The organism is Bradyrhizobium roseum, from assembly GCF_030413175.1.
Taxonomy (GTDB): Bacteria; Pseudomonadota; Alphaproteobacteria; order Rhizobiales; family Xanthobacteraceae; genus Bradyrhizobium; species Bradyrhizobium roseum.
This window is the reverse complement of the sequence record NZ_CP129212.1, coordinates 4,608,009-4,627,379: the sequence shown is the minus strand read 5'-3', so window position 1 is coordinate 4,627,379 and position 19,371 is coordinate 4,608,009. Positions and strand designations below refer to the sequence as shown.

20 protein-coding genes and 1 pseudogene are annotated in these 19,371 nt (G+C 63.3%); 9 read left to right on the top strand and 12 right to left on the bottom strand.

What is annotated here, in order from left to right; translation table 11 throughout:
• The first annotated feature begins 40 nt into the window (after positions 1-40).
• The 3 genes from QUH67_RS22115 to QUH67_RS22105 all read left to right on the top strand — a co-directional run bounded on the left by QUH67_RS22115 (position 41) and on the right by QUH67_RS22105 (position 3,071).
• Positions 41-478: a VOC family protein gene (locus tag QUH67_RS22115; protein ID WP_300941208.1), complete on the top strand. Its 438-nt coding sequence runs from the start codon at positions 41-43 to the stop codon at positions 476-478.
• A gap of 175 nt (positions 479-653) precedes the next feature.
• A complete protein-coding gene (locus QUH67_RS22110) occupies positions 654-1,799 on the top strand; it encodes an Mrp/NBP35 family ATP-binding protein (protein WP_300941205.1) in 1,146 nt (381 codons plus the stop codon).
• Between the two features lie 183 nt (positions 1,800-1,982).
• Positions 1,983-3,071: a TRAP transporter substrate-binding protein gene (locus QUH67_RS22105; protein WP_300941202.1), complete on the top strand. Its 1,089-nt coding sequence runs from the start codon at positions 1,983-1,985 to the stop codon at positions 3,069-3,071.
• 109 nt (positions 3,072-3,180) lie between these two features.
• On the opposite strand, the gene QUH67_RS22100 is transcribed toward QUH67_RS22105, so the two are convergent.
• The 7 genes from QUH67_RS22100 to QUH67_RS22070 form a co-directional block, all read right to left on the bottom strand.
• Positions 3,181-4,836 carry a TRAP transporter large permease gene (locus tag QUH67_RS22100; RefSeq protein ID WP_300941200.1) on the bottom strand — a complete coding sequence of 552 codons (1,656 nt, stop codon included), beginning with the start codon at positions 4,834-4,836 and terminating at the stop codon, positions 3,181-3,183.
• Between the two features lie 25 nt (positions 4,837-4,861).
• A complete protein-coding gene (locus QUH67_RS22095) occupies positions 4,862-5,443 on the bottom strand; it encodes a TRAP transporter small permease subunit (RefSeq protein ID WP_300948131.1) in 582 nt (193 codons plus the stop codon).
• A 200-nt stretch (positions 5,444-5,643) separates the two neighbouring features.
• Positions 5,644-7,245, bottom strand: a complete 1,602-nt coding sequence (locus tag QUH67_RS22090; RefSeq protein WP_300941197.1) for a TRAP transporter large permease — start codon at positions 7,243-7,245, stop codon at positions 5,644-5,646.
• Positions 7,242-7,781 carry a TRAP transporter small permease subunit gene (locus QUH67_RS22085; protein ID WP_300941196.1) on the bottom strand — a complete coding sequence of 180 codons (540 nt, stop codon included), beginning with the start codon at positions 7,779-7,781 and terminating at the stop codon, positions 7,242-7,244. The genes QUH67_RS22090 and QUH67_RS22085 overlap by 4 nt, the downstream gene beginning before the upstream one ends.
• A 350-nt stretch (positions 7,782-8,131) precedes the next feature.
• Positions 8,132-9,166: a GTP 3',8-cyclase MoaA gene (moaA, locus tag QUH67_RS22080; RefSeq protein WP_300941194.1), complete on the bottom strand. Its 1,035-nt coding sequence runs from the start codon at positions 9,164-9,166 to the stop codon at positions 8,132-8,134.
• Positions 9,167-9,266: 100 nt separating this feature from the next.
• Positions 9,267-9,716: a hypothetical protein gene (locus QUH67_RS22075; protein ID WP_300941193.1), complete on the bottom strand. Its 450-nt coding sequence runs from the start codon at positions 9,714-9,716 to the stop codon at positions 9,267-9,269.
• A 91-nt stretch (positions 9,717-9,807) separates the two neighbouring features.
• The gene (locus tag QUH67_RS22070) at positions 9,808-10,482 is read right to left on the bottom strand and encodes an HAD-IA family hydrolase (RefSeq protein WP_300941190.1); all 675 of its coding nucleotides are present in this window, start codon (positions 10,480-10,482) and stop codon (positions 9,808-9,810) included.
• A 451-nt stretch (positions 10,483-10,933) separates the two neighbouring features.
• On the opposite strand from QUH67_RS22070, the gene rpiA reads away from it, so the two are divergent.
• The 3 genes from rpiA (at position 10,934) to gor (ending at position 13,664) form a co-directional block, all read left to right on the top strand.
• Entirely contained in the window at positions 10,934-11,632 is a 699-nt protein-coding gene (gene rpiA / locus QUH67_RS22065; protein WP_300941187.1) for a ribose-5-phosphate isomerase RpiA, read from the top strand.
• 24 nt (positions 11,633-11,656) lie between these two features.
• Complete coding sequence (locus QUH67_RS22060; RefSeq protein ID WP_300941185.1) at positions 11,657-12,196, top strand: DUF2059 domain-containing protein; 540 nt, start codon at positions 11,657-11,659, stop codon at positions 12,194-12,196.
• 82 nt (positions 12,197-12,278) lie between these two features.
• Complete coding sequence (gor, locus tag QUH67_RS22055) at positions 12,279-13,664, top strand: glutathione-disulfide reductase (protein WP_300941182.1); 1,386 nt, start codon at positions 12,279-12,281, stop codon at positions 13,662-13,664.
• Positions 13,665-13,984: 320 nt separating this feature from the next.
• Here gor and QUH67_RS22050 read toward each other — a convergent pair whose 3' ends face one another.
• Positions 13,985-14,185, bottom strand: coding sequence for a hypothetical protein (locus tag QUH67_RS22050; RefSeq protein ID WP_300941181.1), 201 nt, complete (start codon positions 14,183-14,185; stop codon positions 13,985-13,987).
• A 206-nt stretch (positions 14,186-14,391) separates the two neighbouring features.
• Between QUH67_RS22050 and QUH67_RS22045 the strand changes: the two genes are divergently transcribed.
• The 3 genes from QUH67_RS22045 to QUH67_RS22035 all read left to right on the top strand — a co-directional run bounded on the left by QUH67_RS22045 (position 14,392) and on the right by QUH67_RS22035 (position 16,846).
• Positions 14,392-15,243: a 3-hydroxybutyryl-CoA dehydrogenase gene (locus tag QUH67_RS22045; protein WP_300941180.1), complete on the top strand. Its 852-nt coding sequence runs from the start codon at positions 14,392-14,394 to the stop codon at positions 15,241-15,243.
• Between the two features lie 119 nt (positions 15,244-15,362).
• The gene (locus QUH67_RS22040; protein WP_300941178.1) at positions 15,363-16,286 is read left to right on the top strand and encodes a 2-dehydropantoate 2-reductase; all 924 of its coding nucleotides are present in this window, start codon (positions 15,363-15,365) and stop codon (positions 16,284-16,286) included.
• Between the two features lie 203 nt (positions 16,287-16,489).
• On the top strand, positions 16,490-16,846 hold the full coding sequence (locus QUH67_RS22035) for a C40 family peptidase (RefSeq protein ID WP_300941176.1): 357 nt from the start codon (positions 16,490-16,492) through the stop codon (positions 16,844-16,846).
• Between the two features lie 24 nt (positions 16,847-16,870).
• Here QUH67_RS22035 and QUH67_RS22030 read toward each other — a convergent pair.
• The 4 genes and pseudogenes from QUH67_RS22030 to QUH67_RS22010 form a co-directional block, all read right to left on the bottom strand.
• A pseudogene (locus QUH67_RS22030) lies at positions 16,871-17,277 on the bottom strand (amidase family protein).
• A complete protein-coding gene (locus QUH67_RS34995) occupies positions 17,234-17,575 on the bottom strand; it encodes an amidase family protein (protein ID WP_407080339.1) in 342 nt (113 codons plus the stop codon). Before QUH67_RS34995 ends, QUH67_RS22030 begins: the two are co-directional and overlap by 44 nt.
• A gap of 211 nt (positions 17,576-17,786) precedes the next feature.
• A complete protein-coding gene (locus QUH67_RS22015) occupies positions 17,787-18,575 on the bottom strand; it encodes an ABC transporter permease (protein WP_300941172.1) in 789 nt (262 codons plus the stop codon).
• A gap of 26 nt (positions 18,576-18,601) precedes the next feature.
• Entirely contained in the window at positions 18,602-19,366 is a 765-nt protein-coding gene (locus tag QUH67_RS22010; protein WP_300941170.1) for an ABC transporter ATP-binding protein, read from the bottom strand.
• Between the last annotated feature and the right edge of the window lie 5 nt (positions 19,367-19,371).

The following is a 19,371-nucleotide window of genomic DNA, read 5'->3' as shown; positions in this document are numbered from 1 at the left end:
GAGGGTCTGAAGAACCTCACAAAAAAGGGAGTGACATCGCATGGGCGTCAGTGTGGGCGTGCTCGACCATTTCAACATCCGGACCCGCAACCTTGCCGATACGGTCCGGTTCTATGAGGACGTTCTGGGCCTGGAAAAGGGCGCCCGGCCGAACTTCGCCTTTCCGGGGGCGTGGATGTACAGCGAGGGCAAGGCGGTGGTGCATCTCGTCGACATCTCCAAGACCGACGAGGCGCAAAAGCCGGATTCCGGGGTGGTCCATCACGTCGCGTTCGCCAGCTCCGGCTTCGACGGCATGAAGCGGCGGCTGGAGCAAAAGGGCATGGCGTATGAATCCCGCCAGGTTCCGGGCGGCGATCTCTGGCAGATCTTCGTCGATGATCCCAACGGCGTCATGATCGAACTGAACTACGAGGCGGCCAAGGAGCAGGGAACCTCGGCGCCGGCCATGCGCACGGACGATGTGGGAGCGAGGTAGCCTTTTGCGCGGAACCGCTCTATGGGTCGCATCGGACTGACGCCGTCGTTTCGGGACGATCGCTGACGCCTCGGATCGCTCGGAGGTTAGTCGGGGCGCGTCTAGAAGCGCGTCAATAGAAGAGAGTAGAGCCCGGTTCTCACTCTGGACCAAAAAGGCCTCAGGAGATGCGCGAGTGGGCGTGACGCAGCAGCAGGTTCTGGATTCCCTCAAGCAGGTGGCTTCGCCCCGCGGCGTGCCCCTGACCAACGCCAACGTGCTGTCGGCGATCTCGGTCACCGACGGCAAGGTGTTCTTCTCCATCAACGTCGATGCCGCGGAGGCCCGGGCTTGGGAAAGCGTGCGCGCGGAGGCCGAGGCCGCCGTGCGCGCCATCCCCGGCGTCACCGCGGCGATGATCGCGCTGACCGCCGAGCGCAAGCCCGGATCGCCGTCGCCTGCGCCCGCGCCGCATCGTCATGCCCATTCGCAATCTCCCGGCGTGCAGCCGGTTTCCGCGCATCGCCCGCCGCAAGGCGGGGCGTCGCCGATGTCGAAACAGGCGGAAATTCCCGGTGTCGCCGCCGTCATCGCGGTGGCCTCGGGCAAGGGCGGCGTCGGCAAATCCACCACCGCGCTCAATCTCGCATTGGGCCTGCGCGACCTTGGCCTGCGCGTCGGCCTGTTGGACGCGGATATTTACGGCCCCTCGGTGCCGCGGCTGACCGGCATCAATGAGAAGCCGCAGCTCGACGGCAACAGGAAGATGATTCCAATCCAGCGTTTCGGTCTCGCCATCATGTCGATCGGTTTTCTGGTCGAGGAAGACACCGCGATGATCTGGCGCGGGCCGATGGTGATGTCGGCGATCACCCAGATGCTGCGCGACGTGGCGTGGGGCACGCTCGATATCCTGGTGGTCGACATGCCGCCCGGCACCGGCGATGCGCAACTGACGCTGGCGCAGAACGTGCCGCTGAAGGGCGCGGTGATCATCTCGACCCCGCAGGATCTCTCGCTGATCGACGCGCGGCGGGGGCTCGCCATGTTCAAGAAGGTCAATGTGCCGGTGCTGGGCATCGTCGAGAACATGAGCTACTTCCAGTGCCCCGAATGCGGCACGAGGTCGGACATTTTCGGCCACGGTGGGGCGCGGCAGGAGGCGGAGCGGCTGGGTGTGCCGTTCCTGGGCGAGATCCCGTTGCATATGTCGATCCGGACCACGTCCGACGACGGTAACCCGGTGGTGGCGAGCGACCCGGATGGACCACATGCCGCGATCTACCGGGCTATCGGGAGCAAGGTCCGCGACCAGCTTCAAGTTGCCATCGCCGCAGCCTGACAGGCCTTTATCCTGGCTCTCTAAGACTTTGGTTTAATCAGCGCAGTCATGCCTTTGTCGCGTTTTCGATAGCCGACTTCCGTGTTAAAGCCGCCCCGCCAGAGCCCCCCGGATGACATGGATTCGCCCGCCGGAGGACGTGCTCGAGGAATTGGGAAACGCCCGTCTGAAGGAGAGACTTGAATGAAGCGTCGTGATTTTTTGAAGGTTTCAGCGGCTGGTGCTGCTGCGACAGCCGTTGCCTCGCCGGCGATCGCGCAATCGTCGCCGGAGGTCAAATGGCGCCTGACGTCGAGCTTCCCGAAGTCGCTCGATACCATCTATGGCGGCGCCGAACAGGTGTCGAAGTACGTCGCCGAAATGACCGACAACAAGTTCCAGCTTCAGGTGTTTGCGGCCGGCGAAGTGGTCCCCGGTCTGCAGGCGCTGGATGCGACCTCCAACAACACCGTCGATATGTGCCACACGGTGTCCTATTACTACGTCGGCAAGGATCCGACGTTTGCGATCTTCGCTTCGGTCCCGTTCGGCCTTAACGCCCGCCAGAATAACTCCTGGTGGTATCAGGGCGGCGGCGAGCAACTCGGCAACGAGTTCTTCAAGAAGTTCGGCGTAATAGGCTTTCCCTGCGGCAACACCGGGACCCAGATGGGCGGCTGGTTCCGCAAGGAGATCAAGACCGTTGCCGACCTGTCGGGCCTCAAGATGCGCATCGGCGGCATCGCCGGTCAGGTGCTGCAGAAGGTCGGCGTGGTGCCGCAGCAGCTCGCCGGCGGCGATATCTATCCGGCGCTCGAAAAAGGCACCATCGATGCGGCCGAGTGGGTCGGTCCCTACGACGACGAAAAGCTCGGCTTCGCCAAGGTCGCGAAGTACTACTACTATCCGGGCTTCTGGGAAGGCGGACCGACGGTCCACGCCTTCGCCAATCTCGAGAAGTGGAATGCGCTGCCGAAGAGCTACCAGGCGATTCTGACCAATGCCTGCGCGCACGCCAACACCTGGATGAATGCACGCTACGACATGCAGAACCCGGCCGCACTGAAGCGTCTGGTCGCTGGCGGCACGCAGCTTCGTCCCTTTACCAATGAAGTGCTGGAAGCCTGCCTGAAGGCCACCAATGAATTGTGGAGTGAGGTCTCGGGCAAAAACGCCGACTTCAAGAAGACGATTGACGCGATGCAGGCCTATCGCTCCGACCAGTATTTGTGGTGGCAGGTCGCCGAATACACCTATGACACCTTCATGATCCGCTCGCGCACGCGCGGCTGATACAGAGCTCGAAGAGCGGCAAAAGCCCGGTCTCGTTGCGAGACCGGGCTTTTTTGACGGCACCCCCCCCGCAGCGAAGTTGCGGGAGGGAGTCGCGTGGCAAGAGACGCTATTGTTTGGGAGATCCGAAATCGATCGGCGGCAGCTCGATCTGCGGCACCTCGATCTTGATCGTGTTTGGATCGATGTTGGACGCCACACCCTTGTAGTGCATCACCATCGAGGGGAACAGGATGACTAGTCCGACCATGATGACCTGGATGATGACGAACGGCACGGCTCCCCAGTAGATCTGGCCGGTCGTCACCGGGTCCATGCGCTTTCCGGTAATGCGATCGATATAGGATTCCTTTGGCGCCACCGAGCGCAGGTAGAACAGCGCGAACCCGAACGGCGGATGCATGAACGACGTCTGCATGTTGACGCCGAGGATCACACCAAACCAGATCAGGTCGATGCCGAGCTTTTCCGCCACCGGTCCGAGCAGCGGAATGATGATGAAGGCGAGTTCGAAGAAGTCGAGGAAGAAGGCGAGAATGAACACGAGCGCGTTGACGAAAATGAGAAAGCCGACCTGGCCGCCGGGCAGGGATGTCAGCAGATGCTCGACCCATACGTGACCGTTCACGCCGTAGAAGGTCAGCGAGAACACCCGCGCACCGATCAGGATGAAGATGACGAAGGCGGAAAGCTTCGCGGTCGACTCCGTGGCCTGCCGGATCAGGTCCCAGCTCAGCCGCCGCTTGGCGGCGCCGAGAATGACCGCGCCGGCCGCGCCCATCGCGCCGCCCTCGGTGGGGGTCGCGATACCGATGAAGATCGTACCGAGCACGAGGAAGATCAGGAACAGCGGCGGCACCATGACAAACGTGGTTTGCTGCGCCATCGCCGACAGGAAGCGGAATCCCGTAAGCTTGTCGATGACCCAGTTCAGTACAGCCACGAAGAATGCGAACAGGATCCCGTAGAACATACTGAGCACGACGTAGTCGGCGCCGTGGGTTGATGAGCCGCGCATCATGAACCAGCCGAAACCCACGCTGGCCAGCGTGAGCACGCCGAGCGAAAGCAGGCCGCGGCTGCCGTCCTGCTCGCGGAACCCGATCGCCTCCGGCGGCAGTCCCGGCGCCGCCTTCGGGAAGATCATCGTCACGAGAAAGGCGTATCCGGCGTAAAGGCCCGCAAGCACCATGCCTGGGATGAAGGCGCCTTCGTACATGTCGCCGACGGACTTGCCGAGCTGGTCGGCCATCACGATCAGGACCAGCGAGGGCGGAATGATTTGCGCCAGCGTGCCCGAGGCCGCGATGATGCCGGTCGCCATCCGGCGGTCGTAGCCATAGCGCAACATGATCGGCAGCGAGATCAGGCCCATGGAGATCACGGAAGCGGCAACGACGCCGGTCGTTGCCGCGAGCAGGGCGCCGACGAAAACGACGGCATAGGCGAGGCCACCGCGGATGGTGCCGAACAACTGCCCGATGGTGTCGAGCAAGTCCTCGGCCATGCCGGATCGCTCCAGAATCAATCCCATGAACGTAAAGAACGGGATCGCGAGCAGCGTGTCGTTGTTCATCACGCCGTAAACGCGCTCGGGAAGCGCTTGCAGAAAGTCCGGGCGGAACTCCCCAAGCTGGATGCCCACGATGGCGTAAAGCAGGCCGACCGCACCGAGCGAAAATGCCGCCGGATAGCCGAGCAGCAGCATGATCACCAGTGACGCGAACATGATTGGCGCCATGTTGGCGATAAGAAAGGCTGTCATCTCTTGTCCCCCGACGCGTACGCGATCAGCGTTTTTCGATCGCCTCGACGAGGTGTTCGACCTCGGCTTCGAGCGCGTGCACCTGTGATGCGTGCGGATCCGGAATAAGGCCGCGCATCACGGCGATGCGCTTGATCAGCTCGGAAAAACCCTGAACCAGCAAGAACGCGAACCCGATGATGACCAGCGACTTGGCCGGCCATTGCGGAAGCCCGCCCGCGTTGCCCGATTGCTCGTTGACCTCGTACGAGCGCATGAAGAACGGGCCGCCGGTGACAATCATGACGATACACAGCGGCATCAAAAAGAACGCGTGTCCAACGACGTCGATAATGTCACGCGCGGTTTTTGGCAGTGCGTTGCTGACGATATCGATTCGGATGTGTTCGTTGTCCAGCAATGTCCATGGCGAGCACATCAAGAAGACGATGCTGAACAGCACCCATTGCAGCTCCAGCCATGAATTGGATGAAATGTCGAACGTCTTACGCATGATGGCGTTTGCCGCCGAGATCACGACGGCCAGAACAATCAGCCACGCCAGACGCTTGCCCGTCCATCTTGTGAACGCGTCGATTCCACGGCTCAGTTTCAAGAGCGCTTGCAACGGTAACCCTCCCCAATTCGCATCTGCAGTCTTGGCGGCACCCAAAAGGCGCAGCGGCCTGTCCGGCCGGGCTAGCATGAAGCCCCCGCACCAAACCAGTGGGCGCGGGTCTCGTCAATTGGAAGTTTGTTGATATTGAAAGGGAATTAGCCCTTTGGATCGGCGGTCCGCGTCTGCCGTCCAGTCGCGGTCGGCGTTCGTTACTGCTTCGGAGGGCCGAAATCCAGCGATGGGAGTTCGATCTCCGGTACCACGATCTTGACCTTGCTGAGATCGACGTCGACCGGCTTGTCGAGCAAAGCCGTCACCGTGATGGGGAAGGCGATCACGATCGCCACCATGATCGCCTGCAAGCCGATCCAGGGCAGCGCCCCCCAGTAGATGTCGGAACTCTTCACTTCCTTGGGGGCTACGCCGCGTAAATAGAACAGCGCAAAACCGAATGGCGGATGCAGGAACGAAGTCTGCATGTTGACGCAGAGCATGACGCCGAACCAGATCAGCGCGGCATCTGCCCCCACCACGGGCGCCAGCACCTTCTGCGCGATCGGCGCCACCATCGGCAGGATGATGAACGCGATCTCGAAGAAGTCGAGGAAGAACGCCAGGAAGAAGATGAAGAGGTTGATGAAGATCAGAAAACCCCAGACGCCGCCGGGCAGCGAGGTCAGGTGGTGTTCGAGCCAGACGCCGCCGGAGACGCCGAGGAACACGACCGAGAAGCAGGTTGATCCGATCAGGATGAACACCACCATGGTGGAGAGCCGCATCGTCGACTCGTAGCCCTGCTTGATCAGGTCGCGCAGGTCCGGAATGCGGACGGCTTCGAGGCAGAGCCAGACCACGGCGATATAGAGCACGGCGAAGGTCAGCTTCAGCAGCTTGCCTTCGCCGACCAGCATTCCGATGATCACGGCGACGCCGGTGGCGGCGATGCCGAGGAGCAGCATCTTGTGCCCCTTGTCGCTGAGGTCCTTGTGATGGATGGCGGCAAGCACGATGGCGCCGATGGCGCCCATCGCGCCGGCTTCGGTCGGCGTCGCCAGGCCGAGCATCATGGTGCCGAGCACGACGAAAATCAGCACGGCCGACGGGATGATGCCCATCAGGCATTTGCGCCAGAGCGGCCAGCCCCGGAGCGTGAGCTCGTCCCTCGGCACGGCCGGGACGTGATGGGGCAGGAAGATACTGAGAAAGAACGTGTAGCCGGCGAACAGGGCGATCTGCAGGATCGATGGGCCCCAGGCGCCGAGATACATGTCGCCGACCGATTTTCCGAGCTGGTCGGCCATCACGATCAGCACCAGCGAGGGCGGCACCAGCTGCGTGATGGTACCGGATGCCGCGAGCACGCCGGTGATGTAGCGGACGTTATAGTTATAGCGCAGCATCACCGGCATTGAGATCAGCGCCATCGCGATGACCTGCGCCGCCACGGTGCCTGTGATCGCGCCAAGGATGAAGCCGACGATGATGACGGAATAGCCGAGGCCGCCGCGGACCGGGCCGAACAACTGGCCCATCGAATCAAGCATGTCCTCGGCGAGGCCGCAGCGCTCGAGAATGGCGCCCATGAAGGTGAAGAACGGGATCGCCAGCAGCAATTCGTTTGAAAGCACGCTGCCGAAGATGCGCCCCGGGATCGCCTGCAGGAAGTTCATGTCGAAGAAGCCGAGATGGATCGACAGGAACCCGAACGACAGCCCGAGCGCGGCCAGCGTGAAGGCCACCGGAAAGCCGATCAGCATGGCCAGGATCAGGCCGCCGAACATCAGCGGCGGCATCATCTCCAGCGTGATCATTGGGTCGGCCTCTCGTACTTCGCATCGATCACGACATATCCCTTCAGTGCAGCGATGCGCTTGATCACTTCGGAGACGCCTTGCAGCGCCAGGAGAACTAAGCCGACGGGAACGACGAGCTTGATCGGCCAGCGCAGCAGGCCGCCGGCATTGCTCGACGTTTCACCGACGACATAGGACTGCACGAAGAACGGCCACGAGAGATAGCTGAGCAACAGGCAGGACGGGATGAGGAAAAACAGCGTGCCGATCAGGTCGAGCTTGAGTTGGCCACGCTCGGACAGCATCAGGTACAGGATTTCGACCCGGACATGCTCGTTCTTTTTGAACGTATAGGAGGCGCCGAACATCACGAACACGGCGAACATGTACCATTGCAGTTCGAGCCAGGCGTTGGAAGAGTAGCCGAACGCGTACCGGATCATGGCGTTGCCGGCGCTCACGATGCAGGCCGCGAGCACGAGCCAGTTGCAGACGCCGCCTAGTTTCTCATTGAGCCAATCGATAGAGTTACTCAGTGCCAGCAATGGGCGCATTACGCTCTCCTCGGCTGCGTCATCGACGCGCCGGACTATTCGTGGACATTGCGTCGCTTCCCCCGCCAGGCAGACGGAGCCGTCGCAGCGCGGCTTTATCCCGGCGCCGCACACGCGCGAAACCACAGCTCATTCGCTGGAGCGATTGCAACGATAGTCCTCCCCCATCTCGTGCTACCGCCGTCTGACTGCACCTGGAAGATGCAGCGGCCTGTCCCGGCCGGGCTGGCGTGAAAGCACCCGCACCATTTCAGCGCGGCGCGGCGGCGTCAATTGGGGAATGGAAATTGGGGCTCAGCTGAATTTCAGGGCAATTGGTTGCGTGAAAGGCTTGACCGGGCGCCGAAATTTCAACCGCCGGTAACGCTCATGTGGCGACTAACACTCGGGCGATCATGCCGGCGGTCGATGATGAAGTCGTGGCCCTTCGGCTTCAACCCGATGGCGCGATCGATCGCGGCCGACAGCAGATCGTCGTCGGCGGAGGCACGCAGCGGCTTGCGCAGATCGGAGGCATCCTCGTGACCGAGGCAGGTGTGCAGCGTTCCGGTGCAGGTGATCCGTACCCGATTACAGGACTCGCAGAAATTATGCGTCATCGGCGTGATGAAGCCGAGCTTGCCGCCGGTTTCCGCCACGCGGACGTAGCGCGCAGGCCCGCCGGAGTCGTCGTCGAGGTCGGACAGCGTGTAGTGCTTGGCGAGGCGGGCGCGCAGCAGCGACAGCGGTACGTACTGATCGATGCGGCCTTCGCCGATATCGCCCATCGGCATCACCTCGATCAGCGTCAGCGCCATGCCCTTGCCGTGCGCCCATTCCATCAGCGCGGGGATTTCTTCCTCGTTCATGTTCTTCAGCGCGACCGCATTGATCTTGACGGCGAGGCCGGCGTCGCGCGCGGCCTCGATGCCGGCCAGCACCTTGTCGAGATCGCCCCAGCGGGTGATGGCGCGGAATTTTGCCGCATCGAGCGTGTCGAGCGAGACGTTGACGCGGCGGACGCCGCAGTCGGCGAGCTCTGTCGCGAAGCGCGCCAGTTGCGACGCGTTGGTGGTCAGCGTCAGTTCGTCCAGCGCACCGCTGGAAAGGTGCCGTGACAGCGAACGCACCAGCGTCATCACGTTACGCCGGACCAGCGGCTCGCCGCCGGTGAGCCGAATCTTTCGTACGCCCTTGGCGACGAAGGCCGAGCACAGCCGGTCGAGTTCTTCCAGCGTCAGCAGGTCCTTTTTCGGCAGGAAGGTCATGTCCTCGGACATGCAGTAGAAGCAGCGCAGGTCGCAGCGATCGGTCACCGACACGCGCAGGTATCGGATGGTCCGCCCGAACGGATCGACCATCGGCTGGAACCGTTGGTCGGATGAAGTCAACGAGGAACCGGTCATAACCTGCCTTGCTGGTTTCGGCGCGAGGGGCCCCGCGACGCCGCTGGTATAATCTAGGCACCTTCCGGGCCGGCTACAATCCGCAAGCCGCCGGAGCGGTTCAGCGTGCGGTGGGCTGCGTGGGGGCGTCAGCAGGGGCCGGCGCCGTCGCCGCCTTGGATGGCTTCGGCTTTTTCGGACGCTTCGGCTTGCGCGCCCCCGGCGGCGGCGCGGCCGGCTGAAGTTCGGCGAATACCGGGCTCGGCTCGATGATGGTGGTCGGCGGCGAGGCAAAATCGCCGGGATTGCGGATCACCTGGACCGGAACGGTTACCGTCTGGAACCGCGCCATCGCGAAGGTTACGGAGAAGCCGGCGTCGGGTGCGGGCAGGTCGATCGCGCAGGGGGTCTTGCAGCCCGGTCCGAGCGAGGTGGTCGCTTCCGCACCCGGTGGCGCCGATTCCAGGGCGACCTTCACCAGCGGCGGCGCCGACTTGAAGGAATCGAACGAAAAGGATGAGCAGCCGGCGAGGCCCGCTCCGACGACGGCAATCGCGATGACACGTCGCATGACCCACCACTCTGAATTGCATGCGGCAATCCGCCACAAGGCGAACCATAGGTTGCCCAGAACAGAGCTGCAACAGAGTTGGGCGAAATTGTTACGCCTTGATGAGGCTTTCCACTGCCGCCGGCAGGTCCTTCATATGGCCGATCAGCCGGTCGGGCTTGAGCTCGGCGATTGGCACGTCGGTGTAGCCGAATTCGACGCCGATCACGGGAACGCCGGCCCGCCGTGCCACGCCGACGTCGGGGCCGGCGTCGCCCACCATGATGACCGCGGCCATATCGCCGCCCGCGCGCGCCACCGTCTGCTGCAGGATGATCGGGTCGGGCTTGGAGACCCCGAACGTGTCGGCGCCGCAGATCGCGGAAAACCGTCCGCTCAGACCCAACTCGTCGAGCAGGCGCTTCGACAGCCATTCCAGCTTGTTGGTGCACACCGCGAAGCGGCAGCCTTGTGCCGCAAGATCATCGAGCGAGGCTTCCAGGCCCTCGAACGGCCGCGAGGCGTCGGCGATGTGGGCGGCATAGAAGTCGATGAAATCTTTCAGGAGGCGATCGACGTCCGCAACGCTCATCATGCGCCCTTCGACCTCCAGCCCGCGCTCGATCAGCTTGCGGGCGCCGGCGCCGATCATGTTGCGCGCCGATTGCAGCGGCACCGGCGGCATGCCTTCTCGGCCGAGCACGTAATTGAGCGCGGCGATCAGATCGGGTGCGGTGTCGACGAGAGTGCCGTCGAGATCGAAGACGATGGTGCGGGGAAGGGGCATGTGAATTGGCTATCGTCAGGCCGGGCATCGTGCAAGTAGGGAAGTTCAAATCCAGCCAGGACCGCCATGCGGGAGTTGGCCGGCAAGACCGCCTTCACTGGCGTCGGCGAAAGCGGGCGCAACCGGTGCGCTATGGCCCGTCACAGCCGCTCGATCCCGCCAGTCCGGCGGTGGCCGTCGTGGTCGATCGCCAGACAGATCGCCGCCGGGCTCGATCCTGACGCGGTCGCCGTGCGTTTGCTCGCGGCGATCCGGAATGATGTGCACTTTATTTCACACATCCCGGCATGCGGGCCGAGGTTGAGGGGCGTTTCGCCGCCATTTCGGCCGCGATGGACGCGGTTTCACCCCCATAATCCGGCTCACCTAACACCTTAAGTGCTGTTCCCAAGGACCAAACGACGCTAGACATGCGCCCGCGGATCGGCGGATTCTTTAGGGCACTCGGCACGTGGATATGGACCAGTTGAAGCGGCAGGCGGCGGCTCAGGCGCTGGCGCATGTACAGGACGGCATGAAGCTCGGGCTCGGCACCGGCTCGACCGCCAAACATTTTGTCGACCTGCTCGGCGAGAAGGTCGCCGGCGGCTTGAACGTGGTGGGCGTGCCGACCTCGGAAGCGACCCGCGCCCAGGCCGAAGCCTGCAAGATTCCTTTGACCACGCTTGACGCGATCGACCGCCTCGACCTCACGGTGGACGGCGCCGACGAAATCGACGGCGCGCTCAACCTGATCAAGGGCGGTGGCGGTGCGCTGTTGCGGGAGAAGATCGTGGCGGCGGCCTCGGATCGCATGATCGTGATTGCCGACGACACCAAATGGGTCGATGCGCTCGGCCGTTTCCCACTACCTGTAGAGGTGATTCCGTTCGGGGTGGCCGCCACCCGGCGGGCCATCGCTGCCGCGTTTGCCCAAAGCGGCGTTTCCGGGCAAATGGGGCTCCGCAAGGGCAAGGACGGCCACGTTTTTGTCACCGATGGCGGCCACTGGATTATCGATGCCCATCTGGGGCGCATCACGGATGCGCCCCGTCTGGCGGGCCTGTTGAGCCTGATCCCGGGTGTCGTCGAACACGGGTTGTTCATTGGCCTGGCCAGCACCGCCATCCTGGCAGGTGCTCAGGGAATTCGCGTAGTTGAGCGGCGGTAGCGCCGGTAATCGAGGAGAATCGGAATGAAGAGTCTTTCACGGATTTTGTCGGCGGCCGGCCTTGCAATGGGACTGGCCCTGACCGCCGTTCCGGCCGAGGCGCAGCAGAAGAATGCGCCCGCCGCGGCCACACCGCTCAAGCCGGCTTCGCCGGCCGCCATCGCCGCCGCCAAGGAAATCCTGACGATGAAGAACGCGAGCGCGATGTACGCCAACGCCGTTCCCAATCTGGTCCAGCAGACCAAGAACGTGCTGCTACAGAGCAACCTGAACTATCAGAAGGACCTCAACGACGTCGCCGAGATCGTCGCGAAGAATCTCGCCGGGCGCGAGAAGGAAATCGGCGACGGCATGGCGCAGGTTTACGCCAACGAGTTCACCGAGCAGGAGCTGAAGGACCTCGTCACATTCTACAAGTCGACGCTCGGCCAGAAGCTGCTCGCCAGCGAACCGCGCGCCATCCAGTTCAGCATGTCCTACATGAACCAGTGGGCGCAGAACTTTGCCGAAACCATCAACGGCCAGTTCCGCGCCGAGATGAAGAAGCGCGGCAAGGAAATCTGAGCCCGTAGCGTTTTCGAGCGAAGTGGATTTCCGGCTCGCGTAAAGAAAACGCGTCAAACAAAAGAGCAATCGGGACTGAACCATGGCTGAGTTCGACGTCGATCTGTTCGTCATCGGCGGTGGCTCGGGCGGCGTGCGCGCCGCCCGAATCGCGGCGGGTTACGGCGCGAAGGTCATGGTCGCCGAAGAATACCGGATGGGCGGCACCTGCGTGATCCGCGGTTGCGTGCCGAAAAAGCTGTTCGTGATCGGCTCGCACGTCAAGCACGAGATCGAGGACGCCGCCGGTTTCGGCTGGACCATCCCGAGCGCCACCTTCGACTGGTCGACGCTGGTCGCCAACAAGGACAAGGAGATCGCGCGGTTGGAGGGCATCTACGCCGCCAACGTCGAGAAGACCGGCGCGCGCATCGCAAAGACCCGCGCGGTGCTGGAAGGTGCCCACACGCTGCGCCTGATGACTGGCGAGAACGTCACCGCAAAATACATCCTGATCGCGACCGGCGGCGCGCCCAACCATGGCCGCGAAATTCCCGGCATCGAGCATGTGATTTCCTCCAACGAAGCGTTTCATCTCCCCGAATTGCCGAAGCGCATCGTGATCCAGGGCGGCGGCTATATCGCGCTGGAGTTCGCCGGCATTTTTGCCGGCTTCGGCTCCGACGTGACCGTGATCTATCGCGGCGACAACATCCTGCGCGGGTTCGACGAAGACGTCCGCAAGCATGTCCGCGCCGAGATGGAGAAGCAGGGGATTACGATCATCACCGGCTGCACCATCGACAGGGTGGAGAAGCACGGCCACGAATTCACCACGCACCTGTCGAGCGGCTCCAGCATCGCCTCGGACAAGGTGATGTTCGCGATCGGGCGGCACCCGAATGTCGCCAATCTTGGACTGGAAAAGGCCGGCGTCGCCATCAACCCGGCGAACGGCGGCATCGCCGTCGACAGCTGGTCAAAAACCTCGGTCGACAACATCTATGCGATCGGCGACGTCACCCACCGCATCAACCTGACGCCGGTGGCGATCCGCGAGGGGCATGCCTTCGCCGACACCGTGTTCGGCAAGCGCCCGGTCCAGGTCGATCACGCGACGATCCCGACCGCGGTGTTCTCGCAGCCCGAGGTCGGCACCGTCGGCCTGACCGAAGCTGAAGCCTGCGCGGCGTTCAGTCATGTCGATATCTACAAGACCGATTTCCGCCCGATCAAGACGACGATGTCCGGCCGCGACACCCGCGTGCTGATGAAGCTCGTGGTCGACGGCACGACGGATCGCGTGCTCGGCTGTCACATTGTCGGCGATGCTGCAGCCGAGATCGTCCAGGCGGTCGCCATTGCCGTGAAGATGAAGGCGACCAAGGCCGAGTTCGACGCCACCATTGCGGTGCATCCGTCCGCCGCCGAGGAACTGGTGACGATGCGGACGCCGACCGCGCGGCATGTCAGGCAGGCGGCGGAGTAGGGCGGTATCTTCACGTCGCGTCCTTGAACAAAACGCGCCCTGGCGCGTTGACAGGGATGGCTAAACCTGGACCATCCTCAACGGGACCGATGCGAACCCAGCCGCTTCAGCTGGGCATGATGCAGCCCACGCTGCCGCTGATGCCGTCGGCAAGCTCTGAAGCAAACGTTCGGGACCGCACGCCGCGCAAACGCTTGACGAGGGCGCAACTGGTCGACGCCGTCAAAGCGAAAATCTCCCGCCGGAACTCGCTCCGGAAGCAGCGCGCCGCGCTCAAGAGCTAGCGTGGCGCGATACCGTCAACGCGCAAACTCCGCCACTCAATTTTGCGAGTCGATTTGCCGGTCGAACGCGCGAAGATATGACAGGCCATGCACGGTCAGCCGGTGTGGGTCCTTTTCGCCTTCGAGATACATCTTCATCAGGTGCTTCGAGAGGCGCTCCCTTGTACCCCTGACCACCGAGCGATCGGCGAGGGTTTCATAGATGCTGAGCGTGCGATCGACGGGAAGCGTGTCCATGGGCTTGTCTCGTGGGCTGAATTGCAGGGCTCGACTAGGTAAGGCCGGCTCCGTCTGATTGTTCCGAAATCGAGGTCGGGGCACGTGCCGTAATTTTGGGCCCGGTCTGCCCACTACCCGTCGAACCGGCGGGGAACGCACTACCGGGGCCTGCCGCGCTCTGCTAACGATGCAACCCGGCTTTCAGCAACGGAGCGAGACGAGCGATGATTGAGCAGATTGGGATCGTGGGCGCAGGCACGATGGGTAACGGGATCGCGCAGGTGTGCGCCGCCGCCGGTCTTCCCGTCGTCATGAGCGATATCTCCGATGCCGCGCTCTCCCGCGGCATGTCGGTGGTTTCGAACAGCCTGGAGCGGCTGGTCAACAAGCAGAAGATGACCGACGCCGACCGGCAGGCCGCTCTGGCGCGGATCACCACGACGACGGACACGGCGAAGTTTTCGACCTGCGATCTCGTGATCGAGGCCGCGACCGAGAACGAAGACCTGAAGATCAAGATATTGAAAGATCTCTGCGCCAAGGTGGGGTCGCGGACGTTGCTTGCCACCAACACGTCCTCGATCTCGATCACAAAGCTTGCTGCCGCGACCGACCGGCCGGACCGCTTCATCGGCATGCACTTCTTCAACCCGGTGCCGCTGATGGCGCTGCTCGAATTGATCCGCGGCCTGCAGACCTCGGACGATACCCACGCCAAGGCGGAAGCGTTTGCCAGGAAGGTCGGCAAGGTGGCGATCACGGCGAAGAACAGCCCGGGCTTTGCGGTCAACCGCATCCTGTGCCCGATGATCAACGAGGCGATCTTCGCGCTGCAGGAAGGAATCGCGACGGCGGAAGACCTCGACGCCGGCATGAAGCTCGGCTGCAACCATCCGATCGGCCCGCTGGCGCTTGCCGACATGATCGGCTTGGATACGATGCTGTCGGTGATGGAGGTCTTCTACGAAGGCTTCAACGATCCGAAGTACCGGCCTGCGCCGCTGCTGAAGGAAATGGTCGCCGCCGGCCATCTCGGCCGCAAGACCGGGCAGGGGTTCTATAGTTACGGTAAGTGAAGCTGCGCGGTGCGTAGGGTGGGCAGAGGAGCGAAGCGACATGCCCACCATCTATCCGCGCACGGGGGCTCGAATGGTGGGCTCGCTTCGCTCAGCCCACCCTACGAACTGAGGTAATCATGCGTATTGCGGTTATCGGCGCGGGCGGCGTCGGAGGCGGGTTCGGCGCGGCGCTCGCGAAGGCCGGCGCTGACGTTACCTTTGTTGCGCGCGGCGCGCACCTCGCCGCCATGAAGCGCGACGGGTTGAAAATTCAAAGCCCGCGCGGCGACACCCATCTGGTGCCAACGCAGGCGACCGAAAATCCCGCCGGGATCGGCCCGGTCGATATCGTGCTTTTCTGCGTCAAATTGTGGGACGTCGAAAGCGCGGGCGAGGCGATCAAGCCGCTGGTCGGCCTCGGCACGGCCGTGATCCCGCTGCAGAACGGCATCGACGCGGCCGAGCGGCTGCTGCCGATCCTTGGCCGCGACGCCGTCATGGGCGGCGTGGCGCAGATCAGTGCGTCGATCACCGCGCCCGGCGTGATCCAGCAGGTCGGCACCTTCATGCGCATGATCTTTGGCGAACTCGATGGCCAGCGCAGCCGGCGCGCCGAGGATTTTCTCGCGCTGTGCCAGAAGGCGGGCTTCGATGCGACGTTGAGCGAGCAGATCCTCACCGAGCTCTGGATGAAGTTCATCCCGCTGACCACCAATGCCGGGATCACGGCGGCGACGCGGCGGCCGCTTGGCGAGTTGCGGGATGATCCCGACATTCGTCCGGTCATGCGCGCCGCGGTGCAGGAAGTATTTGAAGTCGGCAAAGCCAAAGGCGTGGCGCTGCCGGCCGACGCGGTGGATAGGGCTCTCGATTTCATCGGCCATGCGCCGCCGGCCATGAAGGCCTCGATGGCGCTCGATCTCGAGCGCGGCAACCGCCTCGAATTGCCCTGGCTCAACGGCAAGGTCGTCGAACTCGGCCGCCAGCTCGGTGTTCCGACACCGACGCACGCGATGCTGTACGCGGTCTTGAAGCCCTATGTGATGGGCAAGCCCGGCTAGGCGCGGTTTCCACCTTTCGTGGAATAGCTGCTGCTGGCCGCAACCGTCGGGTTCCTTTGGTGGCGATGCATCGCTGCGCGTTGGCGTGGCGTTCCGCCGACCCATTGCCCGATCGGCGCGAAATGGCAGCCATGCAGGAACGATCCCACGCATGGCGCTGTTGGCGGGCGTTCGTACCCCCATCAGCGTCATCTGGAGTATCTATGCTGAAACCTCTTGTTGTTGCGTCCGCGTTCCTGCTCGCCTGCTCCATCCAGGCCGAAGCGCGTCCCCATCATCGGCATCACGGCTACCGCGCGCACGCCTGGTGCGGCAGTTATCTAAGTAACTATCTCGGCAAGTCGGACCGTCGCCTCGCGCTGGCGCGCGCCTGGGCCAGCGAAGGCAGCAACGCCGGCGGCCCCGGAGTCGGCGTCGTGGTGGTCTGGTCGCATCACGTCGGGATCATCACGGGCCAAACACCCGACGGCCAGTGGATCGTCCATAGCGGCAATGATGGCGGCGCGGTTCGCACGCGTCCACGCTCGGTCGCCAACGCGATTGCGTTTCGGCGGGTGTAAAGATCGTCGCAAGAGAGCGATCCATCATAAACGGAGGCTGCGCCCCATGATGGGGCGACTACGACGACGAACCGGCTTCAAAGAGCACGGCGATGGCGCGCAACGTCCTGTCCTGCGTGGCAGGGGCGGCGAGGACGCGCGCGCCTCCGGCAGGCGGGCGCCGAGTTCGATCCTGTTCGCGTCGACCCGGCTGAAGGGATCCTGCGCATCGTTGCCGGCGATCAGTTCGGGTATTTCGTAGGCGTCCGCGCAATATCGCGTGAAGACGGGTATGCAGTCGAATATCCGGCTGTTGTAGAGCACGCCGCGCGTACTCACGAGGCCGATCGTGGGTTTCCGTCCGACGATCCCGTTGCAGGCCGCAGAGACACGGCGGAGCCGCCGGTATCACTGCCGAGTGAGAACGAGACGATATCGCGGGCGACTGCCACGGCGGACCCCGAACTCGATCCGCCGGGAATGTAGGCCGAATCGATCGCGTTGCGGCAAAGCAGCTCCGGGCCGCGCGCGCCAGTCCATGGTATTCTTGCCGGTCAGAACCGCACCAGCGTCCTCCAGAGTGCGGACGGCCGGGGCAGTCTCCTCGGGCATGATGGAAAGCGCCGGGCAGTTACTTGTCGTCGCCATGCCGGCGACGGGGATGTTGTCCTTGACCGCGAATGCAAGCCCCAGCAACGGAAGGCGCTCGCCGGCATGGGCCCGCCGCTGCAGGTCCGCTACGCGCTTCATGACATCCTGCTCCGGGACAAGCGAGGTGAAATTCCTTCTCGCGCGGTCATGGCGCGCCGGTAACTTTCCGCAACGAGTGCGCGGGGCTTTGCACCGCGGCTGATGCCTTTCGTACCGATGCGAAGTTCAGCGGTATGGAATCGAGATCGGTCATGGCGGCCGTTGTCAGTATGGATGAATCATCAGGCTGGTCGTGTGTACCAAGACCAACTCACTGCCGACCCTCCCAATGGACGATCCGTCGGGCGAGGAACGCGATGGTGCGGTCGCTGACAAGCCCGATGAAGCCGATCAGGATGATGCCGGCGAAGACGTAAGTCGTGCGGAAGAAGCTCGATGCGTCGAGGATGATGAACCCCAGGCCACGGTCGCCACCGAGCAGTTCGGAGGCGACGAGAATGGTCAGCGCCGTGCCCATGGAAACCCGCAGTCCCGTCATGATCTGCGGCAGCGCCGAGGGCAGCACCACGAAGCGGAAAATCTGCCAGCGGCCGGCGCCCATCGATTGGGCCGCGCGCAACGCATCGACGGCGCATGAGCGAGAACCGGCCTGCGCGTTCACCATCATGATGAGAAAGACCGACAGGAAGATCAGCAGGATTTTTGACGTCTCGCCGATGCCGAACCACAGAATGAACAGCGGAATGAGTCCGAGCGGCGGTATCGGTCTTACGATTTCGGAAGGTACCAGGAACAGCGCGTCGATCTCCGCGATCCGGCCGCGCAACAGGCCGATGGCGACGCCGAGCGTCGCGCCCGTGAAGAAAGCAATGCCGACCCGGGCAAGGCTCGCGGCGATATGAGTCCAGATACCGACGCCGGAATAGCCGCGCTGGACCATGTCGAGGAAGCTCGCAGTCACCGCAGCAGGCGAGGGCAGGATGATGGGTTTCACGGAGCCGTTGGCCGTCAGCAGGGTCCAAACGAACAGGATGGTGAGCGGCGACAGGATCGCCAGCGCGATGTAGCGCCGCTTCGCCTGGGATTTTGCCGAGATCATGGGAGCCTCGCTGCAGAGTTTCGCGTTCAATGGCGCATCTTGCGGTAGATCGTCTCGCGCAGGCGGATGAAGGTCGGGTGCAGCCGGTTTTCGCTGTTGGCCCGCGGCGAGGGCAGGTCGATCGCGAATTCGTCGTAGGCGCCGTCGGTCAAATCGGTAAGCAGGAAGATCCGGTCGCCGAGGAATACCGCCTCGTCGATGCTGTGGGTGACGAACAGGATGGTGCAGCCGGTCTGGTCGCGAATCCGCAGAACTTCCTCCTGCAGGGCTTCGCGGGTCTGCACGTCGAGCGCCGAGAACGGCTCGTCCATCAGCATGACTTTTGGTTTCGCGGCGAGCACTCTTGCCAACCCGACGCGTTGCCGCATGCCGCCGGACAGCTGGTAGGGATAGGCGTCTTTGAAACCGGTGAGATTGACCAGCGCCGCCATTTCCTCCGCGACGCGGCGTCGCTCGGCTTTCGGCCGACCGGCGCAGCGCAGGCTGAAGGAAATATTGTCCGCGACCGTCATCCAGTCGTAGAGCGCGGCGGCCTGAAACACCACGCCGCGATCCGGCCCCGGACCGGTGATCTCCCGGCCATCGATGATGGCGGCGCCTTCGGTCGGCTGGAGAAATCCCGCCACCATGTTGAGGATGGTGGTCTTGCCGCAGCCGGAGGGCCCGAGCACCGCGACGAGTTCGCCGGGGCGGATCGCAAACGAAACGTCCCGCATGATGGCGCGACCATCGTATTGAAATCCGACTTTCTCGAACTTGAGGATCGGTCGGACCGGCGCCGGGGAATCCATCGGTT